This is a genomic window from Spongiactinospora sp. 9N601, assembly GCF_044326295.1.
In the GTDB taxonomy this organism is placed as follows: domain Bacteria; phylum Actinomycetota; class Actinomycetes; order Streptosporangiales; family Streptosporangiaceae; genus Spongiactinospora; species Spongiactinospora gelatinilytica.
The window spans coordinates 33,081-59,410 of the sequence record NZ_JBIRBB010000020.1 but is presented as its reverse complement, the minus strand read 5'-3'; the positions used below and the strand labels follow the sequence as shown (position 1 = coordinate 59,410).

General features: G+C 72.3%; 27 protein-coding genes. 11 read left to right on the top strand and 16 right to left on the bottom strand.

Translation table 11 applies throughout. The features are described from left to right. Positions 1-125 precede the first annotated feature (125 nt). On the top strand, positions 126-614 hold the full coding sequence (locus ACH34R_RS36400; RefSeq protein ID WP_397566137.1) for a hypothetical protein: 489 nt from the start codon (positions 126-128) through the stop codon (positions 612-614). Beyond that, a complete protein-coding gene (locus ACH34R_RS36395; RefSeq protein ID WP_397566136.1) occupies positions 611-1,081 on the top strand; it encodes a ferritin-like domain-containing protein in 471 nt (156 codons plus the stop codon). The genes ACH34R_RS36400 and ACH34R_RS36395 overlap by 4 nt, the downstream gene beginning before the upstream one ends. 15 nt (positions 1,082-1,096) lie before the next feature. Here ACH34R_RS36395 and ACH34R_RS36390 read toward each other — a convergent pair whose 3' ends face one another. From ACH34R_RS36390 to ACH34R_RS36380, 3 genes are all read right to left on the bottom strand, one after another. After that, positions 1,097-2,836: a proline--tRNA ligase gene (locus ACH34R_RS36390; protein WP_397566135.1), complete on the bottom strand. Its 1,740-nt coding sequence runs from the start codon at positions 2,834-2,836 to the stop codon at positions 1,097-1,099. 66 nt (positions 2,837-2,902) lie between these two features. Then, complete coding sequence (locus tag ACH34R_RS36385) at positions 2,903-3,592, bottom strand: hypothetical protein (protein WP_397566134.1); 690 nt, start codon at positions 3,590-3,592, stop codon at positions 2,903-2,905. Between the two features lie 30 nt (positions 3,593-3,622). Continuing rightward, positions 3,623-4,168 carry a hypothetical protein gene (locus tag ACH34R_RS36380; RefSeq protein ID WP_397566133.1) on the bottom strand — a complete coding sequence of 182 codons (546 nt, stop codon included), beginning with the start codon at positions 4,166-4,168 and terminating at the stop codon, positions 3,623-3,625. A gap of 181 nt (positions 4,169-4,349) precedes the next feature. On the opposite strand from ACH34R_RS36380, the gene ACH34R_RS36375 reads away from it, so the two are divergent. Both ACH34R_RS36375 and ACH34R_RS36370 read left to right on the top strand, forming a co-directional pair. Continuing rightward, complete coding sequence (locus ACH34R_RS36375) at positions 4,350-5,696, top strand: FAD-dependent oxidoreductase (protein WP_397566132.1); 1,347 nt, start codon at positions 4,350-4,352, stop codon at positions 5,694-5,696. Continuing rightward, a complete protein-coding gene (locus tag ACH34R_RS36370) occupies positions 5,696-6,838 on the top strand; it encodes a DUF6986 family protein (protein ID WP_397566131.1) in 1,143 nt (380 codons plus the stop codon). The genes ACH34R_RS36375 and ACH34R_RS36370 overlap by 1 nt, the downstream gene beginning before the upstream one ends. Before the next feature lie 38 nt (positions 6,839-6,876). Here the strand turns inward: ACH34R_RS36370 and ACH34R_RS36365 are convergent, their stop codons facing one another. From ACH34R_RS36365 to ACH34R_RS36335, 7 genes are all read right to left on the bottom strand, one after another. Further along, positions 6,877-7,557 (bottom strand): copper homeostasis protein CutC, encoded by a 681-nt coding sequence (locus ACH34R_RS36365; RefSeq protein ID WP_397566130.1) that lies wholly within the window; start codon positions 7,555-7,557, stop codon positions 6,877-6,879. Positions 7,558-7,668: 111 nt separating this feature from the next. Continuing rightward, the gene (locus tag ACH34R_RS36360) at positions 7,669-8,283 is read right to left on the bottom strand and encodes a GNAT family N-acetyltransferase (protein WP_397566129.1); all 615 of its coding nucleotides are present in this window, start codon (positions 8,281-8,283) and stop codon (positions 7,669-7,671) included. Between the two features lie 152 nt (positions 8,284-8,435). Continuing rightward, positions 8,436-9,185, bottom strand: coding sequence for a GntR family transcriptional regulator (locus ACH34R_RS36355; protein WP_397566128.1), 750 nt, complete (start codon positions 9,183-9,185; stop codon positions 8,436-8,438). Positions 9,186-9,850: 665 nt separating this feature from the next. Continuing rightward, on the bottom strand, positions 9,851-10,114 hold the full coding sequence (locus ACH34R_RS36350) for a hypothetical protein (protein WP_397566127.1): 264 nt from the start codon (positions 10,112-10,114) through the stop codon (positions 9,851-9,853). A gap of 183 nt (positions 10,115-10,297) precedes the next feature. After that, on the bottom strand, positions 10,298-10,969 hold the full coding sequence (locus tag ACH34R_RS36345; RefSeq protein ID WP_397566126.1) for a pentapeptide repeat-containing protein: 672 nt from the start codon (positions 10,967-10,969) through the stop codon (positions 10,298-10,300). A gap of 43 nt (positions 10,970-11,012) precedes the next feature. Further along, positions 11,013-12,566 (bottom strand): glycoside hydrolase family 3 N-terminal domain-containing protein, encoded by a 1,554-nt coding sequence (locus tag ACH34R_RS36340; RefSeq protein ID WP_397566125.1) that lies wholly within the window; start codon positions 12,564-12,566, stop codon positions 11,013-11,015. Positions 12,567-12,651: 85 nt separating this feature from the next. After that, positions 12,652-14,037: an alkaline phosphatase D family protein gene (locus ACH34R_RS36335; protein WP_397566124.1), complete on the bottom strand. Its 1,386-nt coding sequence runs from the start codon at positions 14,035-14,037 to the stop codon at positions 12,652-12,654. Positions 14,038-14,201: 164 nt separating this feature from the next. Here ACH34R_RS36335 and ACH34R_RS36330 point away from each other — a divergent pair, with 164 nt between their 5' ends. Next, a complete protein-coding gene (locus tag ACH34R_RS36330; protein ID WP_397566123.1) occupies positions 14,202-14,828 on the top strand; it encodes a TetR/AcrR family transcriptional regulator in 627 nt (208 codons plus the stop codon). Next, positions 14,825-15,508, top strand: a complete 684-nt coding sequence (locus ACH34R_RS36325; RefSeq protein WP_397566122.1) for a DNA alkylation repair protein — start codon at positions 14,825-14,827, stop codon at positions 15,506-15,508. The genes ACH34R_RS36330 and ACH34R_RS36325 overlap by 4 nt, the downstream gene beginning before the upstream one ends. Before the next feature lie 6 nt (positions 15,509-15,514). Here ACH34R_RS36325 and ACH34R_RS36320 read toward each other — a convergent pair whose 3' ends face one another. From ACH34R_RS36320 to ACH34R_RS36300, 5 genes are read right to left on the bottom strand one after another with little or no spacing between them, the layout of a single operon-like run. Beyond that, on the bottom strand, positions 15,515-16,426 hold the full coding sequence (locus ACH34R_RS36320) for a carbohydrate ABC transporter permease (RefSeq protein WP_397566121.1): 912 nt from the start codon (positions 16,424-16,426) through the stop codon (positions 15,515-15,517). A 10-nt stretch (positions 16,427-16,436) separates the two neighbouring features. Further along, the gene (locus ACH34R_RS36315; RefSeq protein WP_397566120.1) at positions 16,437-17,339 is read right to left on the bottom strand and encodes a carbohydrate ABC transporter permease; all 903 of its coding nucleotides are present in this window, start codon (positions 17,337-17,339) and stop codon (positions 16,437-16,439) included. Between the two features lie 28 nt (positions 17,340-17,367). Continuing rightward, entirely contained in the window at positions 17,368-18,795 is a 1,428-nt protein-coding gene (gene ngcE, locus ACH34R_RS36310; protein WP_397566119.1) for an N-acetylglucosamine/diacetylchitobiose ABC transporter substrate-binding protein, read from the bottom strand. Between the two features lie 36 nt (positions 18,796-18,831). Continuing rightward, a complete protein-coding gene (locus ACH34R_RS36305) occupies positions 18,832-19,617 on the bottom strand; it encodes a sugar isomerase domain-containing protein (RefSeq protein ID WP_397566118.1) in 786 nt (261 codons plus the stop codon). After that, positions 19,601-20,479: a MurR/RpiR family transcriptional regulator gene (locus ACH34R_RS36300; RefSeq protein ID WP_397566117.1), complete on the bottom strand. Its 879-nt coding sequence runs from the start codon at positions 20,477-20,479 to the stop codon at positions 19,601-19,603. The genes ACH34R_RS36305 and ACH34R_RS36300 overlap by 17 nt, the downstream gene beginning before the upstream one ends. Before the next feature lie 103 nt (positions 20,480-20,582). Between ACH34R_RS36300 and ACH34R_RS36295 the strand changes: the two genes are divergently transcribed. Together ACH34R_RS36295 and ACH34R_RS36290 are read left to right on the top strand one after the other, a co-directional pair. After that, positions 20,583-21,599 (top strand): N-acetylglucosamine kinase, encoded by a 1,017-nt coding sequence (locus tag ACH34R_RS36295; protein WP_397566116.1) that lies wholly within the window; start codon positions 20,583-20,585, stop codon positions 21,597-21,599. 15 nt (positions 21,600-21,614) lie between these two features. Further along, positions 21,615-22,271, top strand: coding sequence for a MerR family transcriptional regulator (locus ACH34R_RS36290; protein WP_397566115.1), 657 nt, complete (start codon positions 21,615-21,617; stop codon positions 22,269-22,271). 12 nt (positions 22,272-22,283) lie between these two features. Here the strand turns inward: ACH34R_RS36290 and ACH34R_RS36285 are convergent, their stop codons facing one another. Next, positions 22,284-22,721, bottom strand: a complete 438-nt coding sequence (locus ACH34R_RS36285; RefSeq protein WP_397566114.1) for an ATP-binding protein — start codon at positions 22,719-22,721, stop codon at positions 22,284-22,286. Between the two features lie 119 nt (positions 22,722-22,840). Between ACH34R_RS36285 and ACH34R_RS36280 the strand changes: the two genes are divergently transcribed. The 3 genes from ACH34R_RS36280 (at position 22,841) to ACH34R_RS36270 (ending at position 26,285) form a co-directional block, all read left to right on the top strand. Beyond that, positions 22,841-23,686, top strand: coding sequence for a helix-turn-helix transcriptional regulator (locus tag ACH34R_RS36280; protein ID WP_158558215.1), 846 nt, complete (start codon positions 22,841-22,843; stop codon positions 23,684-23,686). 20 nt (positions 23,687-23,706) lie between these two features. Continuing rightward, positions 23,707-23,907: a DUF397 domain-containing protein gene (locus ACH34R_RS36275; RefSeq protein WP_225878804.1), complete on the top strand. Its 201-nt coding sequence runs from the start codon at positions 23,707-23,709 to the stop codon at positions 23,905-23,907. A 227-nt stretch (positions 23,908-24,134) separates the two neighbouring features. Then, a complete protein-coding gene (locus ACH34R_RS36270) occupies positions 24,135-26,285 on the top strand; it encodes a protein kinase (protein ID WP_397566113.1) in 2,151 nt (716 codons plus the stop codon). Positions 26,286-26,330 lie beyond the last annotated feature (45 nt).

The window sequence follows — 26,330 nt, the reverse complement described above, 5'->3', positions numbered from 1 at the left end:
GCGCCAATGCGTAAACGCGGAATGCGCACGCCGCGAGCCGTACCATGCTAGGGGCATCACGGCCGTATCCGTCCCGGGTTCGCCGGGTGCCCCCCTTCCGCCGCTTTTCTCCAGGAGGCCCGTCCGTGCGTCCGCCACGCCTGACCAGGCGCGTCCTGCTGCGGGGCTCGGCCGCCGGGCTGGCCGCCGCGGCCGTGTCCGGGTGCGCCGCGGAGCGGAAGACGGCCCCCGAGCCACCCGACCCTCAGGTCGTGCTGCTGCGCGAGCTGGTGGCCGACAAGGAGCGCACCGTCGCCCTGTACGGCCGCGCCGCCGAGGCCGACGCCGACCTGGCGCCGTTCCTGCGCCGGCACGAGGAGCACCTGGCCGAGCTGCGGCGCAGGCTCCCGCCGCCGCCCACGCCGACGCCCGGCGCCACGCCGAGCCGTACGCCCGCCCCGGCGCGCCCCTCCCCCGGCAAGGTCACCCCGGCCGCGCTGCGCGACCTGGAGCGCGCGTCCGCGGCGGCCAGGGCCGATCAGGTGCGGTCGGCCGCCCCGGCGCTCGCCCAGCTCCTGGCCAGCATCGGGGCCTGCGAGGCGGCGCACGCCGCGGCCCTGTCGAGGTCGCCGTGAGCACCCTCGACGACCTGCAGCAGACGCTGGCCGCCGAGCACGCCGCGGTCTACGCCTACGGCCTCATCGCGGCGCGCACGACCGGCTCGCTGCGCTCGGCGGCGACCACCGCCTACAACGCGCACCGGGCCAGGCGCGACCAGCTCCGGGTGATGATCCGCGAGCGCGGCGCCGCGCCGCGCGAGGCCGCGGCGTCCTACGCGGTGCCGGTCACCCCCGGCTCGGCGGCCGAGGCGACCCGGCTGGCCGTACACGTGGAGGAGGGCGTGACCGCGGCCTACCTGCAACTGGCCGCGACCGCCGAGGTCGCGGTGCGCGAGCGCGCCGCGCTGGCCATGCAGGAGTCGGTCATCCGGGCCTACGGCTTCCGCGCCGAGATCCCGGCGCTGCCCGGCCTGCGCCCGGCCGCGACGCCCGAGCCCACCGCGAAGTCCGGGTCACCGGCGCCCACGCCCGCCACGGGGTGAGCGCCGGCCCACGGGTCAGGAGACGAGCGCGGCGACGCGGTCCACGGCCTCGGCGATCGGGATCTCCTCCCGCTCGCCGGACGCCCGGTCGCGCAGCTCGGCCACGCCCTGGGTGAGACCGCGCCCGATCACCAGGATCGTGGGCATGCCCAGCAGCTCGGCGTCCTTGAACTTCACGCCGGGCGAGACCCCCGGCCGGTCGTCCACCAGGACGCGCACCCCGCGCGCCGTCAGCTCCTCCGCGAGCGAGACCGCGACCCCGATCTGGTCGTCCTTGCCGGTGCCCACGATGTGGACGTCGGCGGGCGCGATCTCGCGCGGCCAGACCAGGCCCAGCTCGTCGTGGCGCTGCTCGGCGATCACCGCGACCGCGCGGGAGACGCCGATGCCGTAGGAGCCCATGGTGATCCGGATGGGCTTGCCGTCCGGGCCGAGCGCGTCCAGCTCGGCGACGTCGGAGTACTTCCGGCCGAGCTGGAAGATGTGCCCGATCTCGATGCCCCGGTCGATGGACAGCGGCGAGCCGCACTGCGGGCAGGCGTCACCGGCCCGGATCTCGGCGGCCTCGATGGTGCCGTCGGGGGTGAAGTCGCGCCCGGCCACCACGTTGGCCGCGTGCCTGCCCGGCTCGTTGGCCCCGGTGACCCACGAGGTGCCATCGACCACCCGCGGGTCGACCAGATAGGTGATGCCGAGGTCCTTCAGCACCTGCGGGCCGATGTAGCCGCGGACCAGGCCAGGGTGGCGCTCGAAGTCGGCGGCCTCGAAGATCTCCGGCTCGCCGGGGGCCACCGCGGCCTCCAGCCGCTTGAAGTCGATCTCGCGGTCACCGGGGACCCCGATCACCAGCACCTCGGCCTTGTCCGAGCCGGGGGTGCGGATCTTGACCACGACGTTCTTCAGCGTGTCGGCCGCGGTGACGCCCAGCCCGTGGTGCTCGTTGACGAAGTCGACCAGGGTCTGGATGGTCGGGGTGTCCGGGGTGTCGAGCACCCGCAGCGGGGGGTGCTCGGCCGGGCTCGCGGGCGGGGCCGGGGTGGTGACGGCCTCGGCGTTGGCGGCGTACCCGCACGAGCGGCAGGCGACGAAGGCGTCCGCGCCGGTCTCGGCCGGAGCCAGGAACTCCTCGGAGGCGGAGCCGCCCATCGCGCCCGAGGTCGCGAAGCAGATGCGGTAGTCGATGCCGAGCCGCTCGAAGGTCCTGATGTAGGTCTCGCGGTGCTGCTCATAAGAGCGCTTGAGGCCGTCGTCGTCGAGGTCGAAGGAGTAGGAGTCCTTCATCACGAACTCGCGCCCGCGCAGGATGCCCGCCCGGGGCCGCGCCTCGTCGCGGTACTTGGTCTGGATCTGGTACAGGGTGACCGGGAAGTCCTTGTAGGAGGACAGCTCGCCCCTGACCATGTCGGCGAACATCTCCTCGTGGGTGGGACCGAGCAGGTAGTCGGCCCCCTTGCGGTCCTTCAGCCGGAACAGCGCCTCGCCGTACTCCGTCCAGCGGCCGGTGGCCTCGTAGTAGTCGCGCGGCAGCAGGGCGGGGAACAGGACCTCCTGCCCGCCCATGCGGTCCATCTCCTCGCGGATCACGCGGGTGACGTTGTCCAGCACCTTCTTGCCGAGCGGCAGCCAGGAGTAGATGCCGGGGGCGACCCTGCGCACGTATCCGGCCCGGACCAGCAGCTTGTGGCTGGGGACCTCCGCGTCCACCGGGTCGTCCCGCAGGGTGCGAAGGAACAACGACGACATGCGCAGCAGCACGGCCACTCCCGGATCGAGATTTCGGCCCCCGCCGAAGGGGCCCGCGGAGACCTCCAGGCTATCGGCTCACCAGGGCGGCGCGAGGAGAATGACGGCGGCCGGGATGACGAGCGCCGACACCAGCGCGCGGGCGCGCCCCGCGGTGGTCTCGCGCAGCAGCGCGACCGTGGCCACGACCAGCATGGTGACCACCGCCGCGGGCCAGGGCCAAAAGCCCGGCACGTACTCCACCCACCCCGGCGCGGCCTTGTCCGCGGCGTCGGCCAGCAGCACTCCGCCGAGCAGCCCGGCGGTGACGTCCCCGGCGATCCCGGCGCGGCGGGCGACGTAGGCGGCCAGGCCGTACCCGAAGATGGCGACCAGCAGGACGTTGGTCTGGATGGCGCTGCCGGCGCCCCACGCCTGGGCGTCGAAGCCCTCGAAGACCAGCGTCCCGGCCATCGAGGCCACCAGGGGGGCCAGCGCCGCGAGCAGGCTGGACAGCGCCGCCCAGCCGATCCCCGCGGCCGTGCCGCCCACGTAGACGGCCAGGAGGAAGTAGCCGTAGGGGTTGAAGACGGCCGTCACGCCGCGGGGCAGGACGTGCGTGGCGACCACGCCGAAGCCGCCGAACAGCAGGCCGAGCGCGAAGGCCACCACCACGTGCCGGCCGATGCGCTCCTGCCTGCGGTCGTACTCGGCGAACCCCTCGTAACCGGGGTCGCCACCCGCTCCGGGAACGGGCGCGTACCCCGGCCTGTCCCGTTTCTCCCCCATGTGGTCGAAAGCTGCCCCCCTCCGGGAGGGCTAACCGCCGAGCAGTTCCTCCCAGGCGCGGCGGGTGTCACCCGGCCGGGAGGTGTCAAGGGCCTCGGTGAGCCGCCACAGGCCCGGCCGGGCGCGCAGCCGGGCCCGGCCGAGGGGATCGAGCGCGCGCAGCGCGAACCGGACGCCCAGCACGTCGATGGCGGCCGAACCCCGCGAGGCCGGGCCCGCGGCGGCGGCCAGCGGACCCGCGATGGCGCTGTCGCGCATCTGCTCGGCGAGCAGCGCGGCGACCTCGAAGGCGAACAGGCCGTCGCGCCACTCGATGTGCCAGCTATGGTCGGTCCCGCGCCACCAGGCGAGGTCGCGGCAGGACTCGATGATCTCGGTCTGGGCGGCCAGCGCCGCCATCACCCGCCCGAGCGCCTCGTAGCGGCGCGCGGCGGGCGCGATGAGGTCTTCGTCGATGCCCGGCAGGGCGGCCGGGCCGCGGGGAGGTCCGTGACGCGGTTCGCGCGCGCTCGCGGCGGTGCCGTCCTCCGGCCGCCGCCCGCGACCTCTTAGCCGTTTGTTCGCCCCTGCGCCCACGAGGTCCAACTGTGATCGGGTAGGTCGGCTTCCCGCAAGCCTCTGGCCGTATTCGGGGGTGGCTTCGGAATTGTCGGCCGCGTTGGCGGACGTCCGGCTTTGGTTTCCCGCGAGTCGCGCCCGGGGGGCGGGATGGAACCCAGATGCCCGGCTGTTCGTCCTGGGTGTGTAATGGGGGGCGGTGGACCCCGAGACGAGGGAGGCGGACGTGCCGCTGCGTGTGGCGATCGTTGGGTCGGGTCCCGCGGGGATCTATACGGCCGAGGCACTGACCAAGCAGTCCGCGGAGCCCGTCGAGGTCGATGTCCTCGAACGGCTGCCGACGCCGTACGGGCTGGTCCGGTACGGCGTGGCCCCCGACCACACCTCGATCAAGTCGATCGCCGGCTACCTGCGCCGGGTCCTTGAGCAGCCGGGCATCCGGTTCCTGGGCGGCGTGGAGCTGGGCCCCCACATCAGCGTCGACGACCTGCGCGCCGCCTACGACGCGGTGGTCTACTGCACGGGCGCGATGGTCGACCGGCGGATGAACATCCCCGGCGAGGACCTCCCCGGCAGCGTGGCCGCCACCGACTTCGTCAACTGGTACTGCGGGCACCCCGACGTGCCCGCCGACGCCTTCACCCTGGACAGCACCGAGGTCGCGGTGATCGGGGTCGGCAACGTCGCGGTCGACGTGGTCCGCATCCTGGCCAAGACCGCGGCCGAGCTGCGCACGACCGACGTGCCCGAGGAGGTGCTCGGCGCGCTGGCGGACAGCCAGGTCAAGGCCATCCACATGATCGGCAGGCGTGGGCCCGAGCACGCGAAGTTCACCCTCAAGGAGCTGCGCGAGCTGGGCGAGCTGGCCAACGCCGACGTCTCCGTGCGGCCCGACGAGGCCGGCGACAACGATGTCAGCGAGCTGTCCCGGCAGATCAGGGGCAACGTCGAGGTGCTGCGCGGCTGGGCGGCGCGCACTCCTGCGGGCCGCCCCCGGCGGCTGGACGTCCGGTTCTGGCTGCGTCCCGTCGAGATCATCGGCACCGACCGGGTGGAGGGCATCCGGCTGGAGCGCACCGCGCTGTCGGACGGCAAGGTGGTGGGCACCGGCGTGTTCGAGACCATCCCGGCCGGGATGGTGCTGCGCTCGGTGGGCTACCAGAGCGTGCCGCTGCCCGGAGTGCCGTTCGACGAGCGCTCGGCGACGGTGCCCAACACGGCGGGCCGGATCGCCCCGGGCCAGTACGTCGCGGGGTGGCTCAAACGCGGACCGACCGGCGTGATCGGCACCAACAAGTCCGACGCGGCCGAGACCGTGCGCACCCTGCTGGCCGACCTGGCCGCCGAGCCCGCCGCGCCCCCGGCCGTGCGGCTGGACGACCTGCTCGCCGAGCGCGGCGTCCGGCCGATCACCTACGCCGAGTGGCTGTCCATCGAGGCCGCCGAGGCCGAACGGGCCCGTTCGCTCGGCCGCGGCGAGCGGGTCAAGCTGGTGGGGCTGGCCGCCATGCTGGCCGCCTGTGGCAGGGAGCAGGCGCCGGCCTGATGCGGGTGACGCTGCCCGACCCGGCCGCGCTGATCCCGGGCTTCGCCGCCGCGTACGCCGCGCAGCGGGCCGCTGAACGGGCGGGGGCCGAGCCCGCCTGGCAGCCGGTCCACACCGTCTACGTGCCCGCCGGCGTCTTCCGCGCCGGGACGATCGCCGAGTGGGGCCGTACGGCGGCGTCGATGCTGGCCGCGCACCTGCGCTCCCCCGGCGCGCTCGCCGGGGTGTTCGGCGTCTCCTCCCCCGCGCTCGCCGCCGACGTCCACCGGCGGGTCACCGCCAAGCTGGCCACAGAGCCGGTGGAGGACCTGCGGATCGACTTCGGGGACGGCGGCGGGGGCGATGCGGCTGCCGAGGACGCCCGCGCCGAGTCCGCCGCCCGCCATGTGGCGCAGATGCACGCCGCCGGGAGGCTGCCGCGGCGCTGGGGGCCGCGGGTCGGGTCGTTCGCCGCCGGAGACCCGGTGCGCTCCCTGCGGACGCTGGACGGCTTCCTGACGGCCGTGAGCGACCTCGCCGGGGGTCTGCCACCCGGACTCGTCATCACCTTCCCCAGGGTGCTTCAGGAGGCGTATCTCGGCCAGTTCGCCGACTGCCTGGCGGCGCTGGAGCGCGGCCTCGGGCCGGCGGACGGCACGCTGCGCTTCGAGATGCAGGTGGACGACCCGCGTACGCTGCGCTTCCTGCGGCCCGGCCTGGTTGAGACGGCGGGCGGGAGGCTTGCCGCGGCCCGCTTCGGCGTGTCCGGCTACACGGCGGCCTGCGGGCTGGCCCCACACGAACAGCGCCCGGACCACCCGGCCTGCGACCACGCCCGCCACGTCATGCAGACGGCCTTCGCGGGCACCGGTGTGGAACTGGCGGACGGCTCCCCGGCCCTCGCCCCGGCCACCGCCTCCGCCGCCGACGTACGCGCCCTGTGGCGCCGCCACGCGGCCCTGGTCGCCCACTCCCTGTCCCACGGCTACTACCAGGGCGGCGACACCCACCCGGCACACCTGGTGAGCCGCTACGTGGCCACCTACACCTTCCACCTGGCACACCGCCCCGCCTACACCGCCAAGGCCGCGGCCCCCACCGGCCCGGCCCTCACATCCCTGACCACCGCCCTGGCCCGAGCCCACCACGCCCTCGGCGACTGACGATCCCCGGCACCGCTCAGGGCTCCGGCGCGCCTGGGTCAGGTCTGGTCGGCGAGGGCTCGCCAGTGGCGGACCAGGGTGGTGTCGACCGGGTCGCGCCAGGAGGGGCGGACGGCGCTGCCCACGTGGAAGGCTCGGACGCCGTAGTCGAGGAGTGGGGGGACGTGTTCGGGGGCCAGGCCGCCACCGGCGAGGATCAGGCCCGCGTCGCCGGCACCGGCGCGGGCGCGTAGTACGCCGAGGCCGCCTGCGACGCCCTCGGGGGACCCCGCGGTGAGGACGGTGGCCAGGTTGGGCAGCAGCCGCACGGCACGCCATGCCGCCTGGACGTCGGCGGCGTGGTCGACCGCGCGGTGGAACGTCCATGGGAGCGGCGCGACGGCGTGGATCATCGCCTCCGTCGCGGCCAGGTCCACGGCGCCCTCGGCGTCGAGGAAGCCGAACACGAACCCGGCCGCGCCGGCGTCGGCGAGGGCCCGCGCGCTCGCGCGCAGCCTCGCCAGTTGTTCGTCCGTCACCGTGAAGCCCGGTCCGGGCCGGAGCATCACCATCTGCGGGAGCGAGCACTCCTTGGCGATGTCCGCGACCGTCTCGGCCGCCGGTGTGAGCCCGTCGGCCGCCATGTCGGCGACGACCTCCAGGCGGTCGGCGCCGCCTTGCTCGGCGGCGACGGCGTCGCGCACGTCCAGCGCGATCACCTCAAGCAGGGCTCCGGTCATGGATCGAGGCTATCGGCTGTGTTTCGCGGTCAGTACGGCATGCATCCCGAAATCGGGGCGCAGGCCCCCCGCCGGGCCCCTGTCGCAGGTCCCGGCGGGGAACGCCGCGGGCTACACCAGGGCCGGTGAGGGGTCGCGGCGGGCCGTACGGTCGAGCAGGTGGACGCGCGGCGCGCCCGTGGTGAGGCCCGCCGGGCGCTGGAACAGCGCGCCGGAGGCGCGGTGCGGCAGGTCCACCGTGCGCAGGTGGGCGAACGCCCGCCCGCGGTAGTAGGACTGAAGCCGCTGGTTCTCCTTGGAGCAGTCCAGGCGCAGCCACCGGCGGCCGTGGTCGCGGGCGGTCTCGCTCGCCCAGTCGAGCAGTGCGTCGCCGACGCCCATGCCCGCGATCTCCCGGGAGACGGCGAGCTTGTGGACGTACAGGGCGTCGCCGGGGTGGTCGGCGGCGGTCCAGAACTCCGGGTCGGCGAACCCGTCGACGGCCACGACCGCCATCTGCGCCCGCCGTCCGGGACGTCCGGCGATGTCGGCGACGTAGAGCACGCCCTGCTCGATCAGCGGCTCGATCCGCTCGGGGCCGAAGCCGCCGCGCGGCCACTGGCGGACCCCCTGGCGGTGCAGCCACTCGGCGGCCTCGGCGAGCAGCCCGAGGGCGGCGGGGAGGTCGCCGACGCCGGCCCGGCGGAGGGTGAGCGTCTGGGGGGACAGCACGAGGTTGGATTGCATGGTACTTCCCTTCGTTGCGATATGTGTTTGAATGAACACGAATCGTGCCTGAGTCAAGGCACACGGAAATGTCGGTACAAATCCGGATTTTTGGGGAAGTATCTAGCACCGCGCCGGCAAGATCACCGGCCGGTGTCGCATGCCGCGATAGGTCAGCGGCGTTCCAGCTCGTACCGGATCAGGTGCTTGTCCGCCGGCAGCACCGACACGGCCACACGGACCGGCACGTCGTCAGAGTCGTAACCGACCCTGACGTATTCCACGACAGGCGTGCCCGGCTCCAGTTCGAGCCGGGCGCTCTCGGTCGGAGTCGGCATCCGCGCGGAGATGTCGTCCACCACGCGCACCTGGGGGTGCCCGAGTTCCTCAAGGACGCGGTTGGCGCCGCGCACGATGTCGCCGGGCCGCACGATCTCCGAATCGCCCACCAGGGCGTGCGGGAAGTAGGAGTCGTTGGTGTTGTAGGGCTGGCCGTCCACGAACCGCAGCCGCCGCCGCACCACGGCGAGCCCGCCGTCGGGCAGTTCGAGCCGGATCGCGATCTCCTCGGGAGGCTCGACGATCGACACCTCGATGACCTGGCTCGGCTCGCGGCCCTCCTGGGACACCGCGAAGCCGAACGCCTCCCGCGGCGCGCTGGCCGGCTGCGGCGTCAGCTCGCGCTGGGGGTACATCAGCAGCGGGCGGCGGTCGCGGACGATGCTGCCGCGCCGCGGGGTCCGGCTGATCAGACCCTCGTTGACCAGCTCGCCGAGGGCGAGCCTGACCGTATTGCGACTGACTCCATAGGAGCTCATGAGGTCGGCCTCGGTCGGAAGCTGGTCCCCGGGACCGAGGTCACCGGAGTAGATGGCCCTCCGTAGTTCTGAGGCCACCTGCTGGTACAGCGTCGACCGCGCCACATTCACCCCTTTTGTGCCAACGAATCTAGACGATCTGGTTCTAGTTTGAAACTCAGCCCTTGACCGCGCCCCCCTTTGAGCCTCATCATCCAAACGTTGGTACAAAACCATCGAAAGGTCGGCGAGGGGGTGACGGCCGGTGCTGTCGGTCCGTGCGGGCGCGCCAACACCGTCCCGGCGCGATCCCGGCGACGCGACGCGTCTACTGCGCTACGCATTGCGACGCCACGGGGTCACCCACACCTACCAGAGCGATGGGGACGGGTGTCCGTCAGGAGCGAAGGCGGACACATGGTCGTTCATCCTGCGGACGGCCCCGCCGGGGCGGCACGCCTCGGCACCGTCCGGTACCGACGCCCGGGAGGCTCCACCGAGAGCCGCTCCCCCCACCGGCTCCGGTCGCGGCCAATCGGCCTAGGACCTCATCCCTCGCCGGGGTTCTAACGCCGTCGCGACCGGAAAGGGAGGTGTCCTGGCGGGTCCCCCACGCCCGCCAGGACACCCTCCCGCCCGCAGCGGGCGGGGCGAACAGGGGCCGAACGCGAAAAAGCGCCACCGCGGTCACGGAACGTGGCGCGGGGCGCGGGCCTGGATCAGGCGTCGGGGAAAGAGCGGCGCGGGCCGGGTCCGCTTCGAGGACTCCCGGCCCGCACGTCGAGCGGGGATCAGCGGAACGAGTAGAACACCGTGACGCTGCCGTTGGTGGCGTTGGCCACGGTGCCGTTGATGTTGTTGACGTTGGTCGATCCGGCGCCGCCGGCCGCGGTGGTCGCGAGCTGGCCGAACAGGTTGCCGGACTGGGCCGAGCGGTGGTTGGTCGCCCAGTTGGACCACGAGTCCGCGGACTCCGCCTGCGCGGGCGCCGCGACCAGCACGGCGGTCGTCGCAGCGGCCAGGACGGCACCGGCGACGCACAGCTTCTTGATCACTTGATCTCCTTCGCGGTTGGACGCCGGACGGCCGCGGCGAGGACCCGAAGGCCACCACACCCGGCCTTGACCCCCCGATCGACCGTCCGTTGACCTCAAGGTCAATTGCATCCCGATGCTATAGCCGACAGTGACGAGATCATAGCCCAGAGTGATCAGAATTATCTTCTGTACCCGGCGTCACTACAGCACCGTGAGGCCGCGCTCCGACAGGATCCGCGCGGCCTGCTCGGCCGAGACGACCGCGCCCCGCAGCGCCCGCAGCCGGGTGTCGTCGACCTCACCGAGGTCGGCGCCGCGCAGGTCGGCGCCCTCGAAGCGGGTCTCCACCAGCCGGGCGCCGATCAGCCGCGAGCGCAGGAACACCGCCTTGGTGAGGTCGCAGCCGGACAGGTTGGCCTCGTCGAACCGGACGTCCTCGATCGTCTCCCCGCGCAGCGTGCAGCCGGTCAGGTCGGCGAGGCTCAGGTTGCCGCCGGTGAACCGGTAGCCGGTGCCCCGGCACCCGGACAGCACGGCGCCGATCATCCGGCAGCCGGTGAACACCGCGTCGGTCAGCAGCGCGTTGCCGAACTTGGCCGAGGTCAGGTCGACGTCGGTGAAGACGGCGTCGACCAGCTCGGCGTCCTCGAAGCGCGGGCCGGACCCGCCGCCGCCGGAGAAGCGGGCTCCGTCGAGGTCGGCCCGCCGGAAGTCGGCGCGGTCGAGCACGCACGCCTCGAAGACCGCCTCGAACAGGGAAAGACCCCGCAGGTCCGCCTGCGTGAGGTCGCACTCCCGGAAGACGTGCGGGCCGCCGTCACGCAGCCGCTCCGCAAGGGACGCGTTGGAAAGATCCTCCGACTCGAACTCCATACCGCGATTCAACCAGCCCCCACCGACAAGAACCCGCCCCGGCTCAGGGGACCTGCGGGTGCAGGTCGCCGGCCTCCCCGGAGAACCGCCCGTCGACACGGCCGCTGAGGACTTCGGCGGCGGCCAGGCCGCAGACGCGGGCCGAGCCGTGCGTGGCGATGTGGACCGCGCCGAGGTCGCGCCGGCCGGGCAGGCCCATCTCGACCACGACGGCGTCCGGGCGGGCGGCGAGCAGGTGGTCCAGGGCGGACATCTGCCAGGCGTGCCGGTGCGCGTCCCTGACCACCAGGACGAGCGGCCGGTCGTCGGCCGCGGAAAGCACCGCCTCCACGGCCCCTCCGGTGGCGGCGGAGGCCGTCAGCCTGGTCGTGGTGGTGCCGGGGATCAGCTCGGCGAGCGGGCCGCCGAGCCCCCACGGGGTGCCCTTGTCGATCGCCAGGTTCATCTCCGGCGCGAACTCCAGCACGTACGCGGGCCCGCCCAGCGGGAAGCGGGCGTCGGCCGAGCGGCGGGTGACCCGCAGCGCGCGGCGGGCGGCCCGCAGGCCGAGCGGCGCGCTGTCCAGTCCCGCGCCGGGGTCGCCTTCACGGTTCGCGGCGACGGTCCAGGTCGCCAGTTCGCGGACCCGGCCCGCGGCCTCGGCCAGGCGTTCCTCGCTCAGCCGTCCGCCGGTCACCGCGTCGGCGATGGCGTCCCTGGCCGCCGCGGCGGTCTTCTCGTCGGCGTGCTCGCCGCCGATGCAGATGGCGTCGGCCCCGGCCGCGATGGCCAGGGCCGACGCGCCGCCGATGCCGTACGGGCCGGAAACCGCCGACATCTCGATCGCGTCGGTGACGACCAGCCCGGTGAAGCCCATCTCCTCACGGAGCAGCCCGGTGAGCACCCTGGGGCTGAGCGTGGCGGGCCGGTCCTCGTCCAGGGCCGGGACGAGCAGGTGCCCGGTCATGACCGCGCGCACGCCCGCCTCGATGGCGGCGCGGAAGGGCAGCAGCGGCACCTTCCACAGCTCCTCCTCCGTGGCGTCCACGTACGGCACGGCGTGGTGGGAGTCGATGGCGGTGTCGCCGTGTCCTGGGTAGTGCTTGACGCACGCCGCGACGCCCGCCGACTGCATCCCGCGGACCGCGGCGACGGTGTGCCGCGCCACCAGTTCGGGATCGGCGCCGAACGAGCGCAGCCCGATGACCGGGTTGTCCGGGTTGGAGTTGACGTCGGCGGAGGGCGCGAAGTTGATCGTCACGCCCGCGGCGGCGAGGTCCAGCCCGAGACCCCGGGCGATCGCCTCGCTCAGCTCGACGTCGTCCACGACGCCGAGGGCGAAGCTGCCCGGCCTGCTGCTGCCGCCGGTGACCTCCAGCCGGGTGACCTCCCCGGACTCCTCGTCGATGCCGACGAGCAGGTCGGGTTTCTCCGCCCGTAGCGCGGCGGTGAGGCCGGCGACCTGCTCGGGGTCGCGGATGTTCCTGGAGAACAGCACCACCCCCGCCAGTCCGTCGCCGAGCCGGCGTCTCAGCCAGTCGGGGGGCGTGGTTCCAGTGAATCCCGGAAGAAGGACCTCATCGGCCAGGCGCAACAGCTCGTGGTCGCGTCGGCTCATGCGTCACCGCTCATGGGCATGCCGACAATCTAATAGGAAAGTTTCCTAATTGCCAAGGGGCTGATCACGCGATTTCAGCCCGGCGTCAGACGTCAAGCCTTTTCAGGCGATCCCCTTCCACGCCGAACAGCGCCACGGTCCGCACCGGGGAGCCGGGCCGGTCGACGAAGTCCACGACGCGATAGGCGAGTTCCAGGCCGTCCGGTCCCGCCGTGCCGGACATGTAGCCGCGATGGCCGTCGTGGAAGCGGATGTGCGGGTTGGCCGCCAGGATCGCCGCGTTGTCCGTACCGGGCGGCGCGCTGGTGATCGCGGTGCCCACGAACTCCACGCCCACCGGCCGCCCGGCGTCGTCGGCGAGGTCACAGGCCCAGTTGTTGTGCACGTCGCCGCTCAGCACGACCAGGCCGCCGTCCACCGCGGAGAGCACGCGGGCCCGCTGGGCCGGGAAGGCGTCCCAGGCGTCCGTGCTGAGCGACCCGTCGGGGAACTGCCTGCGGGCGAAGAACATCGGCTGGACGAGCACCTTCCATCGGGCCGTCGAACCTTCCAGCCGCCCGACCAGCCACTCCTCCTGGGCGCGCCCGAGCATGTCCCCCGGCTCCCGGTACTGCCGCGCGTCCAGGATCAGGAAGTCGGCGACCCGGCCGTAGGGCCGCCAGCGGTACATGTGCAGCCCGGTGCCGACCGGCCGGACCCGCAGCGGGAAGTGCTCGTAGTACGCCTGGTAGGCGGCCGTGCGGCGGCGCAGGAACGCCTCGGGGTCCGAGCCGTCGCCGGGCCGTGCTCCCGCATAGTTGTCGCGCACCTCGTGGTCGTCCCAGATCGGCGCCCAGGGGGCCGCCGCGTGCGCGGCCCGCAGGGCGGCGTCGGTGCGGTAGCGGGCGTACCGGTTGCGGTAGTCGTGCAGCGTGCGGCAGGTGCGCTCGGGACTTTCCAGTGGCCGGATGTAGCGGCCGGGCGCCGGATCGGCGGGTTTGCCCCCTTCGTAGATGTAGTCGCCCACATGGAAGATGACATCGGGCCGTTCGTCCGCGATGTGGCCGAGCGCGGAGAAATGGCCGTGCTCGTAGCGCTGGCAGGAGGCGACCGCGAACCGCACCGGGTCGCCCGACTCGCGGGCCGGGGCGGTCCTGGTACGGCCGGCCGGGCTGGTGGCCCCGCCGAACGCGGCCGGAACCGAGAAGCGGTAGTGGTAGTCGGCGGCCGGGCGCAGGCCGTCCACCTTCACGTGCACGCTGTGCGCCCACGCCTGCCGGGCCTGCGCCGTGCCGGTCGCGACGATCTTGGTGAACCGCTCGTCCTCGGCCACCTGCCAGCGCACCGGGACCGTCTCGGCGGGCATCCCGCCCGGCCGGCCGGGGTCGAGCCCGACCGGGTCGGGCGCGAGCCGGGTCCAGATGATCACGCCACCGGATGTCGGCTCGCCGGACGCCACGCCAAGGGTGAAGGGATATCCGATCTTCGCCATGACACGATCGTCGCGTAGTGAGATACCCGATGTACCCGGTTCGGGCGGAGTGTTTGGTTTGGAGGGATAAGTGAGGAAATAGTGGAATATGAGGGTACTGAGGGTGAGAGCTTGCGAACCCGTATCGTCAACAAGCGATTGGGCGAGGGCCCATAATGGTGGGCGTGAACACGGGTAAGGCGACCCCTGTCTCGGACCGCCGCGATCATCTCGTCCGGCTGGCCGCCGAGATCTTCGCGCGCAAGGGCTTCCAGGCGACCACGGTCCGCGAGATCGCGCAGGAGGCCGGGATCCACTCGGGCAGCCTCTACCACCACTTCGACTCCAAGGAGAGCATCGTCGATGAGGTGCTCTCCAGCTTTCTCGACGACCTGATCGGCCGCTACCGCACCGCCCTGGCCGGCCGCGGCGAGCCGCGCGCCGCGCTCTCCGACATGATCCGCATCGGGTTCGCCACCCTGGAGCCGCACCGGGCCGCGATCACCGTCATGCAGAACGACTGGAGCTACCTGCGCTCGCTGCCCGGCGACCGGTTCGACTACCTGGTCAAGGCCGAAGACGAGGTCGAGCGCATGTGGGTCGACCAGATCAGGAGCGGCCAGGCCAGAGGGCAGTTGCGCACCGACATCGATCCCAAGCTCGCCTACCGCACCATCCGCGACACGATCTGGGTGACCGTGCGCTGGTTCCGGTCCGACGGCCCGCTCGACACCGCAGCCCTGGCCGAGCACTACATCACGGTGCTGTTCGACGGCCTTTCCACGGGCGAGCGCACCAGCCAGCGCGCATGAACGCGCTGCGCGAGGCGATCCGGCAGGCGCTCACCGTCGCCGCCGAGCCCACCAAGGCCGAGGCCATGCGGGCCTACATGAAGTCCGACATGCCGTTCCTCGGCGTGCAGGCCGTCCCGCGCCGGGCGGCGCTGAAGAAGGTCTTCGCCCACCACCGCATCCTGGCCGCCCCCGAGTGGCGCAAGACCTCACTGGCCATCTGGCGCGCGGCCGAGTACCGCGAGGAGCGCTACGCGGCGATCGAGCTGACCGGCTACCGCTACTACCGGCCCTGGCAGACCCTCTACACGCTGCCGATGTACGAAGAGATGATCGTCACCGGCGCGTGGTGGGACTACGTCGATGACCTCGCCGTCCACCGCATCGGCGGCCTGCTCGCCGCCTTTCCCGACACCATGCGCCCGCTGATGCTCGACTGGTCACGCGCCGACGACCTGTGGAAGCGCCGCGCGGCCATCCTGTCCCAGAACCGCTTCCGCCACGGCACCGACCTGGGTCTGCTCTACGCCTGCATCGAGCCCAGCCTGTCCGACACCGACTTCTTCGCCCGCAAGGCCATCGGCTGGGCGCTGCGCGAGTACGCCAAGGTCGATCCCCGCGAGGTGGTCCGCTACGTCGAGCACAAGGGCATCAGCGGGCTCAGCCGCCGCGAGGCGCTGCGCAACGTACCCGGCGCCTGATCGCGGCTACTTGAGCGCCCCGGCGGTCAGCCCGGCCTGGATCTGCCGCTGGAAGACCGTGTAGACCACCAGCATCGGCAAGATCGCCATGCTCAGCGCGGCGAACAGCGCCGACCAGTCGGCGTCGTAGCCCGCCGCCGTGGAGATGTCGGCGATGCCCTGCGTGAGCACCCACTTGTCCTTGGCCCCGGCCAGCAGCACCAGCGGGATCTGGTACTGGTTCCACTGGCCGAGGATGTTGAACACCGTGATGCTCACGATCCCCGGCCTGGCCATCGGCAGCATGATCTGGAAGAAGACCCGGGTGTGCGAGGCGCCGTCCACGAAGGCCGCCTCGGCCACCGCCGTGGGCAGCGTGCGGAAGAACGCGGCCAGGAAGAACACCGTGAAGGGCAGCGAGTAGGCGATGTAGACCAGCACCAGCCCGGCGTGGCTGTTGAGCCCGATGAACGGGCCGATCAGCGGCACCCTGCCCATGTTCTGCACCACGAAGAACAGCGGCGTGAGCGCCAGGTACACCGGGAAGGCCAGACCGGAGACGAACAGCAGGTACAGCGCCTTGCTCCCGCGGAACTCATACCGCGACAGCACGTAGGCGGCCATCGCCCCGAGCAGCATGGTGCCGGACACGCCGAAGAAGACGACCACGATGCTGTTCAGCATGTACTGGCCGATGTGCGCCTGTTCCCAGGCCCGCGCCCAGTTGTCCAGGCGCAGCGCCGCCGGCAGCGACCAGGCGTCACCGAAGATCTCATCCTCGCTCTTGACCGAGGCCAGGAACGTCCAGATGAGCGGTACCGCGACGAGGATCGCCCACAGCGCCAGCGCCACGTGCGAGAGCATGGCCATCGGCCCGAGCCGCGCCTTGCGCTGCTCCCTGGCCTCGGACCGCGAGAACGGCAGACTCTGAGAAGCCACTGGAGATCCCCTAGAACTCGATCCGCTCGCGCCGCGACAGCCGCAGGGACAGCGCCGCGAAACCAACGGTGAAGAAGAACAGGACCACGCCCATGGCCGAGGCGTAGCCGAACCTGAAGTACTGGAACGCGTTGCGGTAGATCTCCGCGGCCATGACGGTGGTGGAGGAGTCGGGACCGCCGTGCTCGGCGGTCATCACCCACACCACGGCGAAGACGTCCAGCGCGGCGATGCCGAGGTAGACCCAGCCGACCTGGATGGTGTCCCACAGCAGCGGCAGCGTCACGCGGAAGAACAGCGAGAGGCGTCCGGCGCCGTCGATGGCCGCCGCCTCGAACATGTCCTTGGGCACCGAGGCCATGCCCGCGGAGAACAGCACCACATAGAACCCGACGGCCTGCCACACCAGCACGCCGAGCACGGACCAGAACGCGACGTCCGGGTTCGACAGGAACCCGATGGGCTCCGCCCCGGCCGCGATCAGCGGCGCGTTCAGCATGCCGCTGCGGTCCGGGCGGAACACCTGCTGGAACAGCACCGCCACGATGGCGACCGCCAGGACCTGGGGAAAGAAGAACACCACCCGGTAGAACTTCGCCCCCCAGATCCCGGTCATGCCCGACTTCCCGCCGACGTTCAGCAGGAAGGCGAAGAACAGCGCGATCCCGAGCGTCAGCACCGGCATGAGGATCAGCAGCAGCAGGTTGTGCCCGACGGCCTTCCAGAAGACGGAGTCCTCGAACAGGCGCCGGAAATTCTCCAGCCCGATGAACTCGGGGCTGGCGTTGACCCCTCTCCAGTTGGTCAGCGCGATGTAGAACGCCTGCGCGTAGGGCGCGATCACGTAGATCACGTAGAGGAGCACTGGCGCCGCGAGGAATCCGACGACGAATCCCGTCCTGCCGTATCTCATTGGTAGCTCACATCGGGTCGGGGCGCGCTCAGTCGCGCGTGTACTTCGTGACGGAGGAGTCGGCCTTGATGCCGGCCGCCTTCTTCTGGATGCGCTCGGCCCACTTGTCCACGGTCAGCCGGCCGTTCATGAGCTGGCCGGTGGCCGCGGCCACCTCGTCGTGCATGGGCAGGTACCACTGGCGCAGGCGGAAGAAGGTGGTGTTGTCCCCGGCCGCCTCCAGCATGGCGATGGCCGACTTCAGGCCGGGGCTGAGCGGCACGCCCTCGGCCGCGCCCTTGACGATGGACGGCGTGCTGACGGCCTGCACGAACTTGGCCGACGCCTCCTTGGACAGCATGGCCCGCAGGACCTCCACGCCGCCCAGCGGGTTGGGCGACTTGGCCCCGACCATGAAGTCCTCGCCGGGCCGCGCGTGGACCGTCCCGTACGGCAGGGCGTCGGAGGAGGTGAAGTCGGGCAGCGGGAAGACCCCGTAGTCGAAGTCCGCAGGCGCGGTGCCCTTCTGCTCGTTCTCCAGCCACACCCCGCACGGCAGGATGGCGACCTTGCCCTTGTTCTGGGCGGTCTGGGTCTGGACGTGGTCCAGGCCCGCCGTGCCGGGCAGCAGGTACTTCGCGCCGATCTCCTGGAACGCGGCGGCGGCCTGCTTGACCGGCTCGGCCGACCAGGCGCCGTCCTCAAGGTTGTCGATGTTCTTCAGCACGTCCTTGCCGCCGATCTTGGCGGCGAGGGTGAGGATGGCCTCGTAGACGTAGAAGGGGTGCTTGCCCGCGTAGGTGAACGGGGCCATCTTCCCGGACTTCTTGATGGTCTCCAGCAGCCCGGTGAACTCCTCCCAGGTCTTGGGCGCGGTCGGCCAGCCCTCCTCCTTGAACAACTTCTGCGAGTACCACATCCCCCAGACGCCGTTCGTGTAGGCCATGACCTGGAACTTGCCCTCGAACGTGCCCCACTCGATCACGTTGGGCGAGATCGTGTCGCGGACCTTGACGTTGGGGTCGTCCCAGCTCGGCGCGTCCAGCAGGGTCCGCAGGTCGTAGAGCTGGCCGTCCTGGACCAGCGCGCCGACGTCCATCGCGTTGGCGCCGGAGTTGTGGATGACCTCGGGCGGGGCGCCGCCGGCCAGCCTCGGCTGGAGGGTCTTGGCGACCTCCTTGGTCGCGGTCTCCTTGATCTCGACCTTGGGGTGCTTGGTGCGGAACAGCGGCTTGTGGATGTCGGTGAAGTACTTGTCGCCGAAGCCGCCGTCGAAGATGACGACCTCGACGGGCTTGTCCTGGGGGATGCCCAGCGGGTTGTTCGCGCTCTTGGCGCCAGCGGTGGGGGCCTGGGCCGGGCCCGAGTCGCCCGCGGGGGTGGCGCAGGAGGCCAGCGCGCCGGCGGCGGGCAGCAACATGCCCGCGAGGGCGGCGTTCTTCAGCAGCTCGCGCCGGGTGAAGGGGGTCGGTGCCATGGTGGGGTCCCTCCTGTGGTGATGTGACCTGGTGGTTCAGGCGCCCCGGCGGATCCGCCCGGCGTAGCGGGCCTCCAGCGCGCGGTTGTGCTCGTCGCCGCCGGCCACGTTGACCGACCGGTACATGGGCGGCGTCTCCCCGGCCTCCAGCAGTTCTCTGACGACCTCGGCGACCACCATCTGCGCGAGCAGCGCCGAGGTGATCGTGGAGACCGCGCCGGTGGAGGAGCCGCCGGGCAGCGGCATGACCGCGTCGCCGTACGGCGCGCCGTTGTCGAGCACCACGTCGGCGAGGTCGAGCAGCTTGTGCCCGGACGGGTGGCGCGAGGGCATCGCCGTGCTGTGCCGCACGGAGGTGATCGCGATCAGTTCGTGGCCGTGCCGTTTGACGATGCCGGCCAGCTCGACGATCGAGCCGTTGACCCCCGAGCTGGAGATCAGCACGAACACGTCCTCCGGCCGCACCGGCGCCAGGTCGTAGATCCGCCGGGCGATGGCGGGGTCGCGTTCGAGCTCTCGGGCGTTGGCGGCGGTCAGCAGGCTCACCGGTTCGCCGCCGTAGACGACGACGTCGCGCAGCGCGAGCCGGTTGGCCGGGACGAGCCCGCCCGCGCGGCCGGCGATCTCCATGGCGATGGCCTCGGAGTGGCCGGAGCCGAAGGCGTTGACCACGCCTCCCGCGCGCAGTGCGGCGGTGACGGCGGCGGCGGCCCGGCGTACCGGCTCGGCCTGGCTCCGTGCGACCTCGCCCACCAGGTTCTCGACCTGCTCGACGTAGGCGGCGGCGCCGATGTCCACGATCTTCTCAACCCCTTTCGACACGGTGGCTCTCGACCGCGTTGATGGTCAGCTCGTAGGCGTCCCTGGACCGCTCGTAGGTGCGCTGGGCCACCGCGACGTAGACCGCGTCGAGCACGAAGAGCTGGGAGTGGACGGCGGCCAGCCCGCCCGGGCGGAAGGTCTTGATGTCCCGGCCCGCGGTGGTGAGCACCAGGTCCGACAGCTCGGCGAGCGGCGATCTGGCGAACGACGTCACCGCGACCAGCGTCGCGCCGTGCGCGCCCGCCTCGGCCAGGGCCTCCAGCACCTCCCGGGTGCGGCCCCGGTGCGAGATGCCGATGGCGACGTCCTGGGCGGCGAGCAGCGAGGCGTCGGCCAGTGCCTCGTGCGCGTCGGTGTGGCTCCAGCACGGGATGCTGATCCGGCGCAGCCGCGCCTCCAGCATGCCCGCGACCGCGCCGCTGATGGACACCCCGAACAGCACCACCCGGCGGGCGGCCACGATGGCCTCGGCCACCTTGGCCACCATGTCGGTGTCGAGCTGCGCGGCGGTCTCCTGGATCAGCCGCGAGTCGGAGGCGGCCATCGTCTCGATCGCGGTGTCCAGCGGGTCGGTGGGACCGATGTCGCGGCCCACGCCCCTGCCCCAGTTGGCCTGGGCCGCCCTGCCGGTCTCGGTGGCCAGGCTGACCCGCAGCTCGGCGTATCCGGCGAAGCCGAACACCCGGCAAAATCTGGTCACGGTCGCGGGAGAGCTGCCACTCCGCTCGGCGAGCGTGATGATCGTCGAGCGCGCCGCCTCCCCCGGATCGGCGAGGATCAGCTCCCCGACGCGCCGCAGCGCCTCGGGCAGACCGGGCAGCTCGGTCTGGATGCGTCCGAGCACCCCTCCGGCCACAAGCATTCCTTTCACTGTTCGGGCGATTGGATGAAAATTATTCTTGCGTTCGCCAGGAGTCAAGTCCCAGGATGTGGTCATGTCTGAAGTAGGCCCAGTGGAAGGCGCAGTGGAAGGCGCTGCGGACGGCGCCGGAGAAGGTGTGGTGCTCGGCCTGGACGTGGGCGGCTCCAACACCCGGGCGGTGGCCGCCGCGCTCGACGGCTCCCGGCTCGCGCGCGGGGTTTCGGGCCCCGGCAACCCCAGCGCGCACGGGGTCTCCGTGGCCTGCGCCGCCATGGCCGCCGCGGCGGGCGAGGCGCTGGACGCCTACGCGCGGGAGTACGGCAGGCCGCGGGTGCTCGGCGGCGTGGCCGGGGTCTCCGGGATCGGCCCGCTGCTGCGGGGCGCGGGGCGGGCGGCCTTCGCCGGGATCTGGGAGGCGCTGGGCACGGTCACCCCGGTGACCGCGATCCACGACGTCCTGGTGGCGTTCGCCGCGGGCACCCCGGAGCCGGACGGTCACGTGCTGCTGGCGGGCACCGGCGCGATCGCCGCGGCCGTCGGCGACCGCCGGATGACGGCCGCCGCGGACGGCCTCGGCTGGCTGTTCGGCGACCACGGCTCGGCCTACTGGATCGGCCACCAGGCCGCCAAGCGGGTCGTGCACGCCGTGGCCGTGCGCGCCCCGCTCGGGGCGCTGGCCGACGAGATCACCCGTGCGATCCTCGGCACCGGGCTCGACGGCGCCGGCCGGCGGCAGGCGGCCCGGGTGATCGCCGCCGCGCAGGCCCGCCCGCCGATCGAGCTGGCCAGGCTGGCCCCGCTGGTGAGCCGGGCGGCGGAGGCGGGCGACGAACTGGCGCTGGAGATCGTGGCGGAGGCGGCGCGGCTGCTCACCGGCACGGTGGCGAGCGTGCGCCCGGCCGGCGCGCGCACCCCGATCGTCCTGGCGGGAAGCGTGCTGACCAGCCAGGGTCCGGTACGGCGGGCCGTGCTCGCCCTGCTGCGCGAACGCTGGGACGCCCCGGTCACGGTCGCCGGCGACGGCGCGGGCGCGGCGGCCTGGCTCGCCGCGCTGGACGTCCTGGGCGAACGCGACGCGCCCGCGCACGACGTCTTCACCGGCGACACAGAGATTGGTTAGCGCTACTATCCAACAATGCGGATATCAGAACTGAGCGCACGGTCGCAGGTGCCCATCCCGACGATCAAGTACTACCTGCGCGAGGGCCTGCTCCCGCAGGGCGAGCAGACGTCCGCCACCCGGGCCGTCTACGGCGAGGACCACCTGCGCAGGCTCCGGCTGATCCGGGCGCTGATCGAGGTGGGCCGGCTACCGGTGGCCGCCATCCGCAAGGTCGTCGATGCCGTGCAGGACGAGGACCTGCCGGTACACGACATGCTCGGCACCGCGCACTACGCGCTCGGCCCGGAGGTCGAGCCCGACCCCGACGAGGCCGCCTGGCGCGACGCCGCCGACCGGGCCCGCGCACTGGCCGGCGACCTCGGCTGGGCGATCAACCCGAACGCGCCCGCCCTCGACGAGCTGGCCCAGAGCCTGCTGACGCTGGAACGGCTCGGCATGGCCGCGGACCCGGAGGCGCTGCGGCCCTACGCGCGGGCCGCCCACGAGCTGGCCGAGCACGAGCTGGCCGGGGTGCCGTTCGAGGGGCCGCGCGACGCCGCGGTCGAGCATCTGGTGATCGGCACGGTGCTGTACGGGCGGCTGTTCGACGTACTGCGCCGGCTGGCCCAGGAGTCGGAGTCGAGCAGGCTGCTCGGCCCTTCACGGGCGGCCGGCGGTCACTCTGAGTGACCGGATCGACCCCTACGAGGCGTCGCGCTGCTCGGCCCGCACCTCGCTCGCGTCGACCATGAACCACGTGGTGGTGCCGACGCCGTCGCGCTGGTGACCCCAGGTCACGGCCAGCGCGTCGACCAGCCGCAGGCCCCGGCCGTGCAGGTCGAACTCGTCGTCGGGCACCCTCGGGGTCGGGCGTGTCGGCCCGCCCTCGTCGGCGACCTGGACCAGGATGCCGCCGCCGGGGAACTCCATCACGCTGACGGTCACCTTGCCACCGTCGCCGGACGCGGTGTGGACGACCGCGTTGGTGACCAGTTCGCTGGTCAGCAGCGTGACGTCGGCGATCGCGTCGAGCGCGTGCATGGTGGGGTCGAGGATGGTGCGCAGGTAGCTCCGCGCGTGCGCAGGGGCGGCGGCCGTACCCGGGATGTCTAGTGACCCCAGCAACCTTGCCCTGGACATGGCCTCCCCCTCGGACTCGTCGAAACCCGCCCCCGTACAGGTTCCGTAGTCGTATGGTTACACCTTGTCGCGGCAGCTCGGGTGCCGCAAGGGAAATCGGAACATTATGCGGAGAAGCAATGGCCTACGTACCCACGGTTCGTGGCAGGCGACTCGCGCATGAGATCCGGCGCATCCGGGAGGCGGCCGGGCTCAGCGGCGAACAGGCGGCCCGCCTGGCAGGCTGGGACCAGTCCAAGATCAGCCGGATGGAGAACGCGCGCATGCGCATCACCTCGGGCGAGGTGATGGAGCTGTGCGAGATCTACACCGTCACCGCCGAAGAGCGCACCGAACTGGTACGGCTCGCGCGTGAGGCTCGCAGGCAGGGGTGGTGGCACCCTTACCGCGCAGTGCTCAAAACGGGGTTCACCCAGTTCCTGGGCTTCGAGGCGGAGGCGGCGACATATCGCGGCTACGACGCGCAAGTGATCCCCGGCCTGTTCCAGACCGGGGACTACGCCCGCGCCGTGCTGCTCGGATCGCGGCAGGTGAGTTCGGAGGAGGCGGACCGGGCCGTGCGGGTACGGCTCGGGCGGCAGGCACGGCTGACCGCCGGCACCAGTCCGCTGAACGTCTGGCAGATCGTCGAGGAGGCGGCGCTGCGCCGCGTCGTCGGCGGCCCGGCCATCATGCGCGCCCAGCTTCGGCGGCTGCTCGAACTGGGCGAACTGGCCAACGTTTCGCTCCAGGTGCTCCCGTTCACCGCGGGGGTGCACGCGGCGATCGACGGCTCGTTCGTACTGCTGACGTTCGACGGATACCCGGACGTGCTCTACCTGGAGCACCTCATGGGATGCGTGTACCTGGAGGAGCCCGAGGAGACGCGGCGCGCCACGCTGGTGTTCGACCACCTGCGGGCGTCCGCGCTCAACACGGGCGACTCGGCGAATCTGATCCGCGATATGACAGACAGTCTCGTCTAACCGTTTGGGAAAGGGCACACGTGAACGAGTTCGCGAGAGAAGGCTGGGTCAAGAGCTCCTACAGCGGTGGCGGAAACTGCGTGGAGGTTTCCGTCGCGAGCGGCGCCGTCGGCGTCCGCGACTCCAAGCGTCCCGGTGGCGGTGAGCTGCGGTTCACCCCTGCGGAGTGGGGGGCGTTCGTCGCGGGCGTCAAGAGCGGGGAGTACGACCTGGGCCGCTGATCGGGCGATCGGTTCTCATCACTCGGATCACTTAGATCACTCATATCACTTTAATCGCCGCCGCTCGCCGTACCCGCGGGCGGCGGCGGTTCTGTTGTGGGTCACGTCTGAGAGCCGCCGGGCGCCGATTAGGTCTAGCGACAAATAGCTAAATATCGGCTTCCGTGACAACCGACCCCCGGGGTGAGACCGTCGAAATTGTGGCGCAGTACTCGATTGGGGGGCGGATGGTATCCGGGTATGAGGAAGTACGCCAGTTGGGCAGTGGCGGGGCCGGACGTGTCGTTCTGGCGACATATACGGCGACCGGGGCTTATGTCGCGATCAGGTACCTGCGTCCGCTGCTGTGGGCGGACCCCGCGTTCCTGGCCCGCTTCCGCGAGGAGGCACGCCACCTGGTCGAGCTGGACGACCCGCATGTGGTGCGGATGCACGAGTACGTCGAGACGCGGACGAGCGCGGCCCTGGTGACGGAACTGGTCGACGGGGTCTCGCTGCGCGCGATCTTGGACGAGCACCGCACGATGAGCCCTGAGGCCGCGCTCTCTCTGGTCAACGGCTGCCTCGCGGGTCTGGCCACGACCCACGACCTCGGGATCGCGCACCGCTCGTTCAAGCCGGAGAACGTCCTGGTCCAGGCGGACGGAACCGTCAAGATCGCCGACTTCGGGCTGACGCCGCCCCGTGGTGCTCCGCCGTACCCCCTGCCGGACGGCCTGGCGGCCGGGGAGGCCGCCGCGGACCTGCACGCCCTCACCTGCACGCTGGTGGAGTGCCTGACCGGCGGCCCGCCGCAGGACGAGACCCTGCGGAAGGTCCCCGGCTCGGTCCGGGAAGCGGTCACCGCCGGGCTCTCGGCGGACCCGGAACAGCGCCCGGCGAGCGCCGTCGGCTACGCCATGGCACTGGACACCGCCGCACGCGCCGCCTACGGCCCCGAGTGGGACAAACGGGGACGGCGGCACCTGGCCGAACTGGCGACGACGCTAGCCCTGCGCTTCCCCCTGGCGGGCCCGCTCCCCCGCGCCGCCGGCTCCCACGCCGCCACCGACCGCCGCCGGCCATCGCGAATCGCACTGTTCCTCGGCGAACTCACGCGCCCCGCCCCGCAGCCCCACGACGACGGCTCGGACACCATCGCATCCCCACACCCCCGCGACGACCGGCCAGCGCACGGCTCCCACGCCGCCACCGGCCGGCGGCCATCACGAACCGCACGGCTGTTCGGCAGGCTCACTGGGGCGGCCCCACACCCCCGCGACGGCGGGCCACCGCACGACTCGCACGCACCCGGCGACCGGCGCCGCGACGACGGCCCGCACGCTTCGCCCCGTGGCGGGGCCGGCGGGCGGCGGCGTATGCGCCGGGTCCCCCAGGTGCCCGGGGCCCGGCCGCGGCTCGTCATCGCCGCCGCGATGGCCGCGGCGGCGGTCACCGTGATCCTGCTGGCCGCCGACGGCACCCCCGACACCTTCCTGGCCACGCCGCCGCGCGAGCCGCGCGGCCAGTCCCCCGAGCGTCCGCCCGGTGAAGAGCCGCGCGCCATGGCCACGCCCACCGCCGGCCAGGGCGAGCGGAGCCCGCAGGCCGTACGGACGCCCGCACGCAACGAACCGCGCCCCGTGGTCGCCAGCGGCACCCCGGCCGCCGCGCACACGGTCAGGGAGTTACGCATCGCCGCCTTCGACGGCGGCCGGGGAACGCTGAGCCTTTCCGCGTCCACCCGGGGCAGCGTGACCGTGGCCGCGATGTTCGCCGAAGGCCCGGCCCCCGACCGGCTGACCACGGCCCCGCCGCGCACGTTCACCCTCGCCGGGGCGAGCGCCTACACTCGCGTCCTCACCCATCCGTTCGCCCCGCCGGCGTGTGACACGACGGTCTACCGGCGGCTGACCGTCACCGCCGTGCCGGGCGGGGGCACCGCTTCCCGGACGACCGCCGTACGAGGGCAGGCGTGCCCGCCGCCCGCCGTACGCGAGGCGCAGGTGGTCGCCTGGGACGGTTCGGCGGGCAGTCTCCGGGTCACGACCAACGGTCCCGGCCCGGTACGGCTGACCGTCGCCTACACCCGCCGCGACGGCGAAGACGCGGCCCGCACCCTGCACACGGACCGCCGGATCCTGCGCGGGCGGACCGAGTACACCGTGGAGATCAAGAACCCGCCCGGCGACGTGCCCTGCGGCGAACGCGCCCATCTCGGCGTCCTGGTGTCCACCGACCGGGCGGCCACGGGCGGCCCCGAGGTGCGGGAGGCCCTGCTCACCGGGCCGCCGTGCGCCGGCGAGCCCACGCCCACCGATCAGCGCCCGGTGGACGAACCGCCCGGCGACGATGAGAGTTCGGCGAAAGCCGTCGCACCTCCCGCCGGTCGGCGTTAGCGTCGAAACGCCGAAGCAGCCGTCCATACGCGTACGGAGGCCCTG

What these genes read in the sequence shown, in the direction of transcription:
- ACH34R_RS36385 (WP_397566134.1), bottom strand. Translation starts at nt 3,592, where the DNA reads ATGGGGGAGAAACGGGACAGGCCGGGGTACGCGCCCGTTCCCGGAGCG.
- ACH34R_RS36370 (WP_397566131.1), top strand. Translation starts at nt 5,696, where the DNA reads ATGCGGGTGACGCTGCCCGACCCGGCCGCGCTGATCCCGGGCTTCGCC.
- ACH34R_RS36365 (WP_397566130.1), bottom strand. Translation starts at nt 7,557, where the DNA reads ATGACCGGAGCCCTGCTTGAGGTGATCGCGCTGGACGTGCGCGACGCC.
- ACH34R_RS36360 (WP_397566129.1), bottom strand. Translation starts at nt 8,283, where the DNA reads ATGCAATCCAACCTCGTGCTGTCCCCCCAGACGCTCACCCTCCGCCGG.
- ACH34R_RS36345 (WP_397566126.1), bottom strand. Translation starts at nt 10,969, where the DNA reads ATGGAGTTCGAGTCGGAGGATCTTTCCAACGCGTCCCTTGCGGAGCGG.
- ACH34R_RS36340 (WP_397566125.1), bottom strand. Translation starts at nt 12,566, where the DNA reads ATGAGCCGACGCGACCACGAGCTGTTGCGCCTGGCCGATGAGGTCCTT.
- ACH34R_RS36335 (WP_397566124.1), bottom strand. Translation starts at nt 14,037, where the DNA reads ATGGCGAAGATCGGATATCCCTTCACCCTTGGCGTGGCGTCCGGCGAG.
- ACH34R_RS36325 (WP_397566122.1), top strand. Translation starts at nt 14,825, where the DNA reads ATGAACGCGCTGCGCGAGGCGATCCGGCAGGCGCTCACCGTCGCCGCC.
- ACH34R_RS36315 (WP_397566120.1), bottom strand. Translation starts at nt 17,339, where the DNA reads ATGAGATACGGCAGGACGGGATTCGTCGTCGGATTCCTCGCGGCGCCA.
- ngcE (WP_397566119.1), bottom strand. Translation starts at nt 18,795, where the DNA reads ATGGCACCGACCCCCTTCACCCGGCGCGAGCTGCTGAAGAACGCCGCC.
- ACH34R_RS36300 (WP_397566117.1), bottom strand. Translation starts at nt 20,479, where the DNA reads ATGCTTGTGGCCGGAGGGGTGCTCGGACGCATCCAGACCGAGCTGCCC.
- ACH34R_RS36290 (WP_397566115.1), top strand. Translation starts at nt 21,615, where the DNA reads ATGCGGATATCAGAACTGAGCGCACGGTCGCAGGTGCCCATCCCGACG.
- ACH34R_RS36285 (WP_397566114.1), bottom strand. Translation starts at nt 22,721, where the DNA reads ATGTCCAGGGCAAGGTTGCTGGGGTCACTAGACATCCCGGGTACGGCC.
- ACH34R_RS36280 (WP_158558215.1), top strand. Translation starts at nt 22,841, where the DNA reads ATGGCCTACGTACCCACGGTTCGTGGCAGGCGACTCGCGCATGAGATC.
- ACH34R_RS36270 (WP_397566113.1), top strand. Translation starts at nt 24,135, where the DNA reads ATGGTATCCGGGTATGAGGAAGTACGCCAGTTGGGCAGTGGCGGGGCC.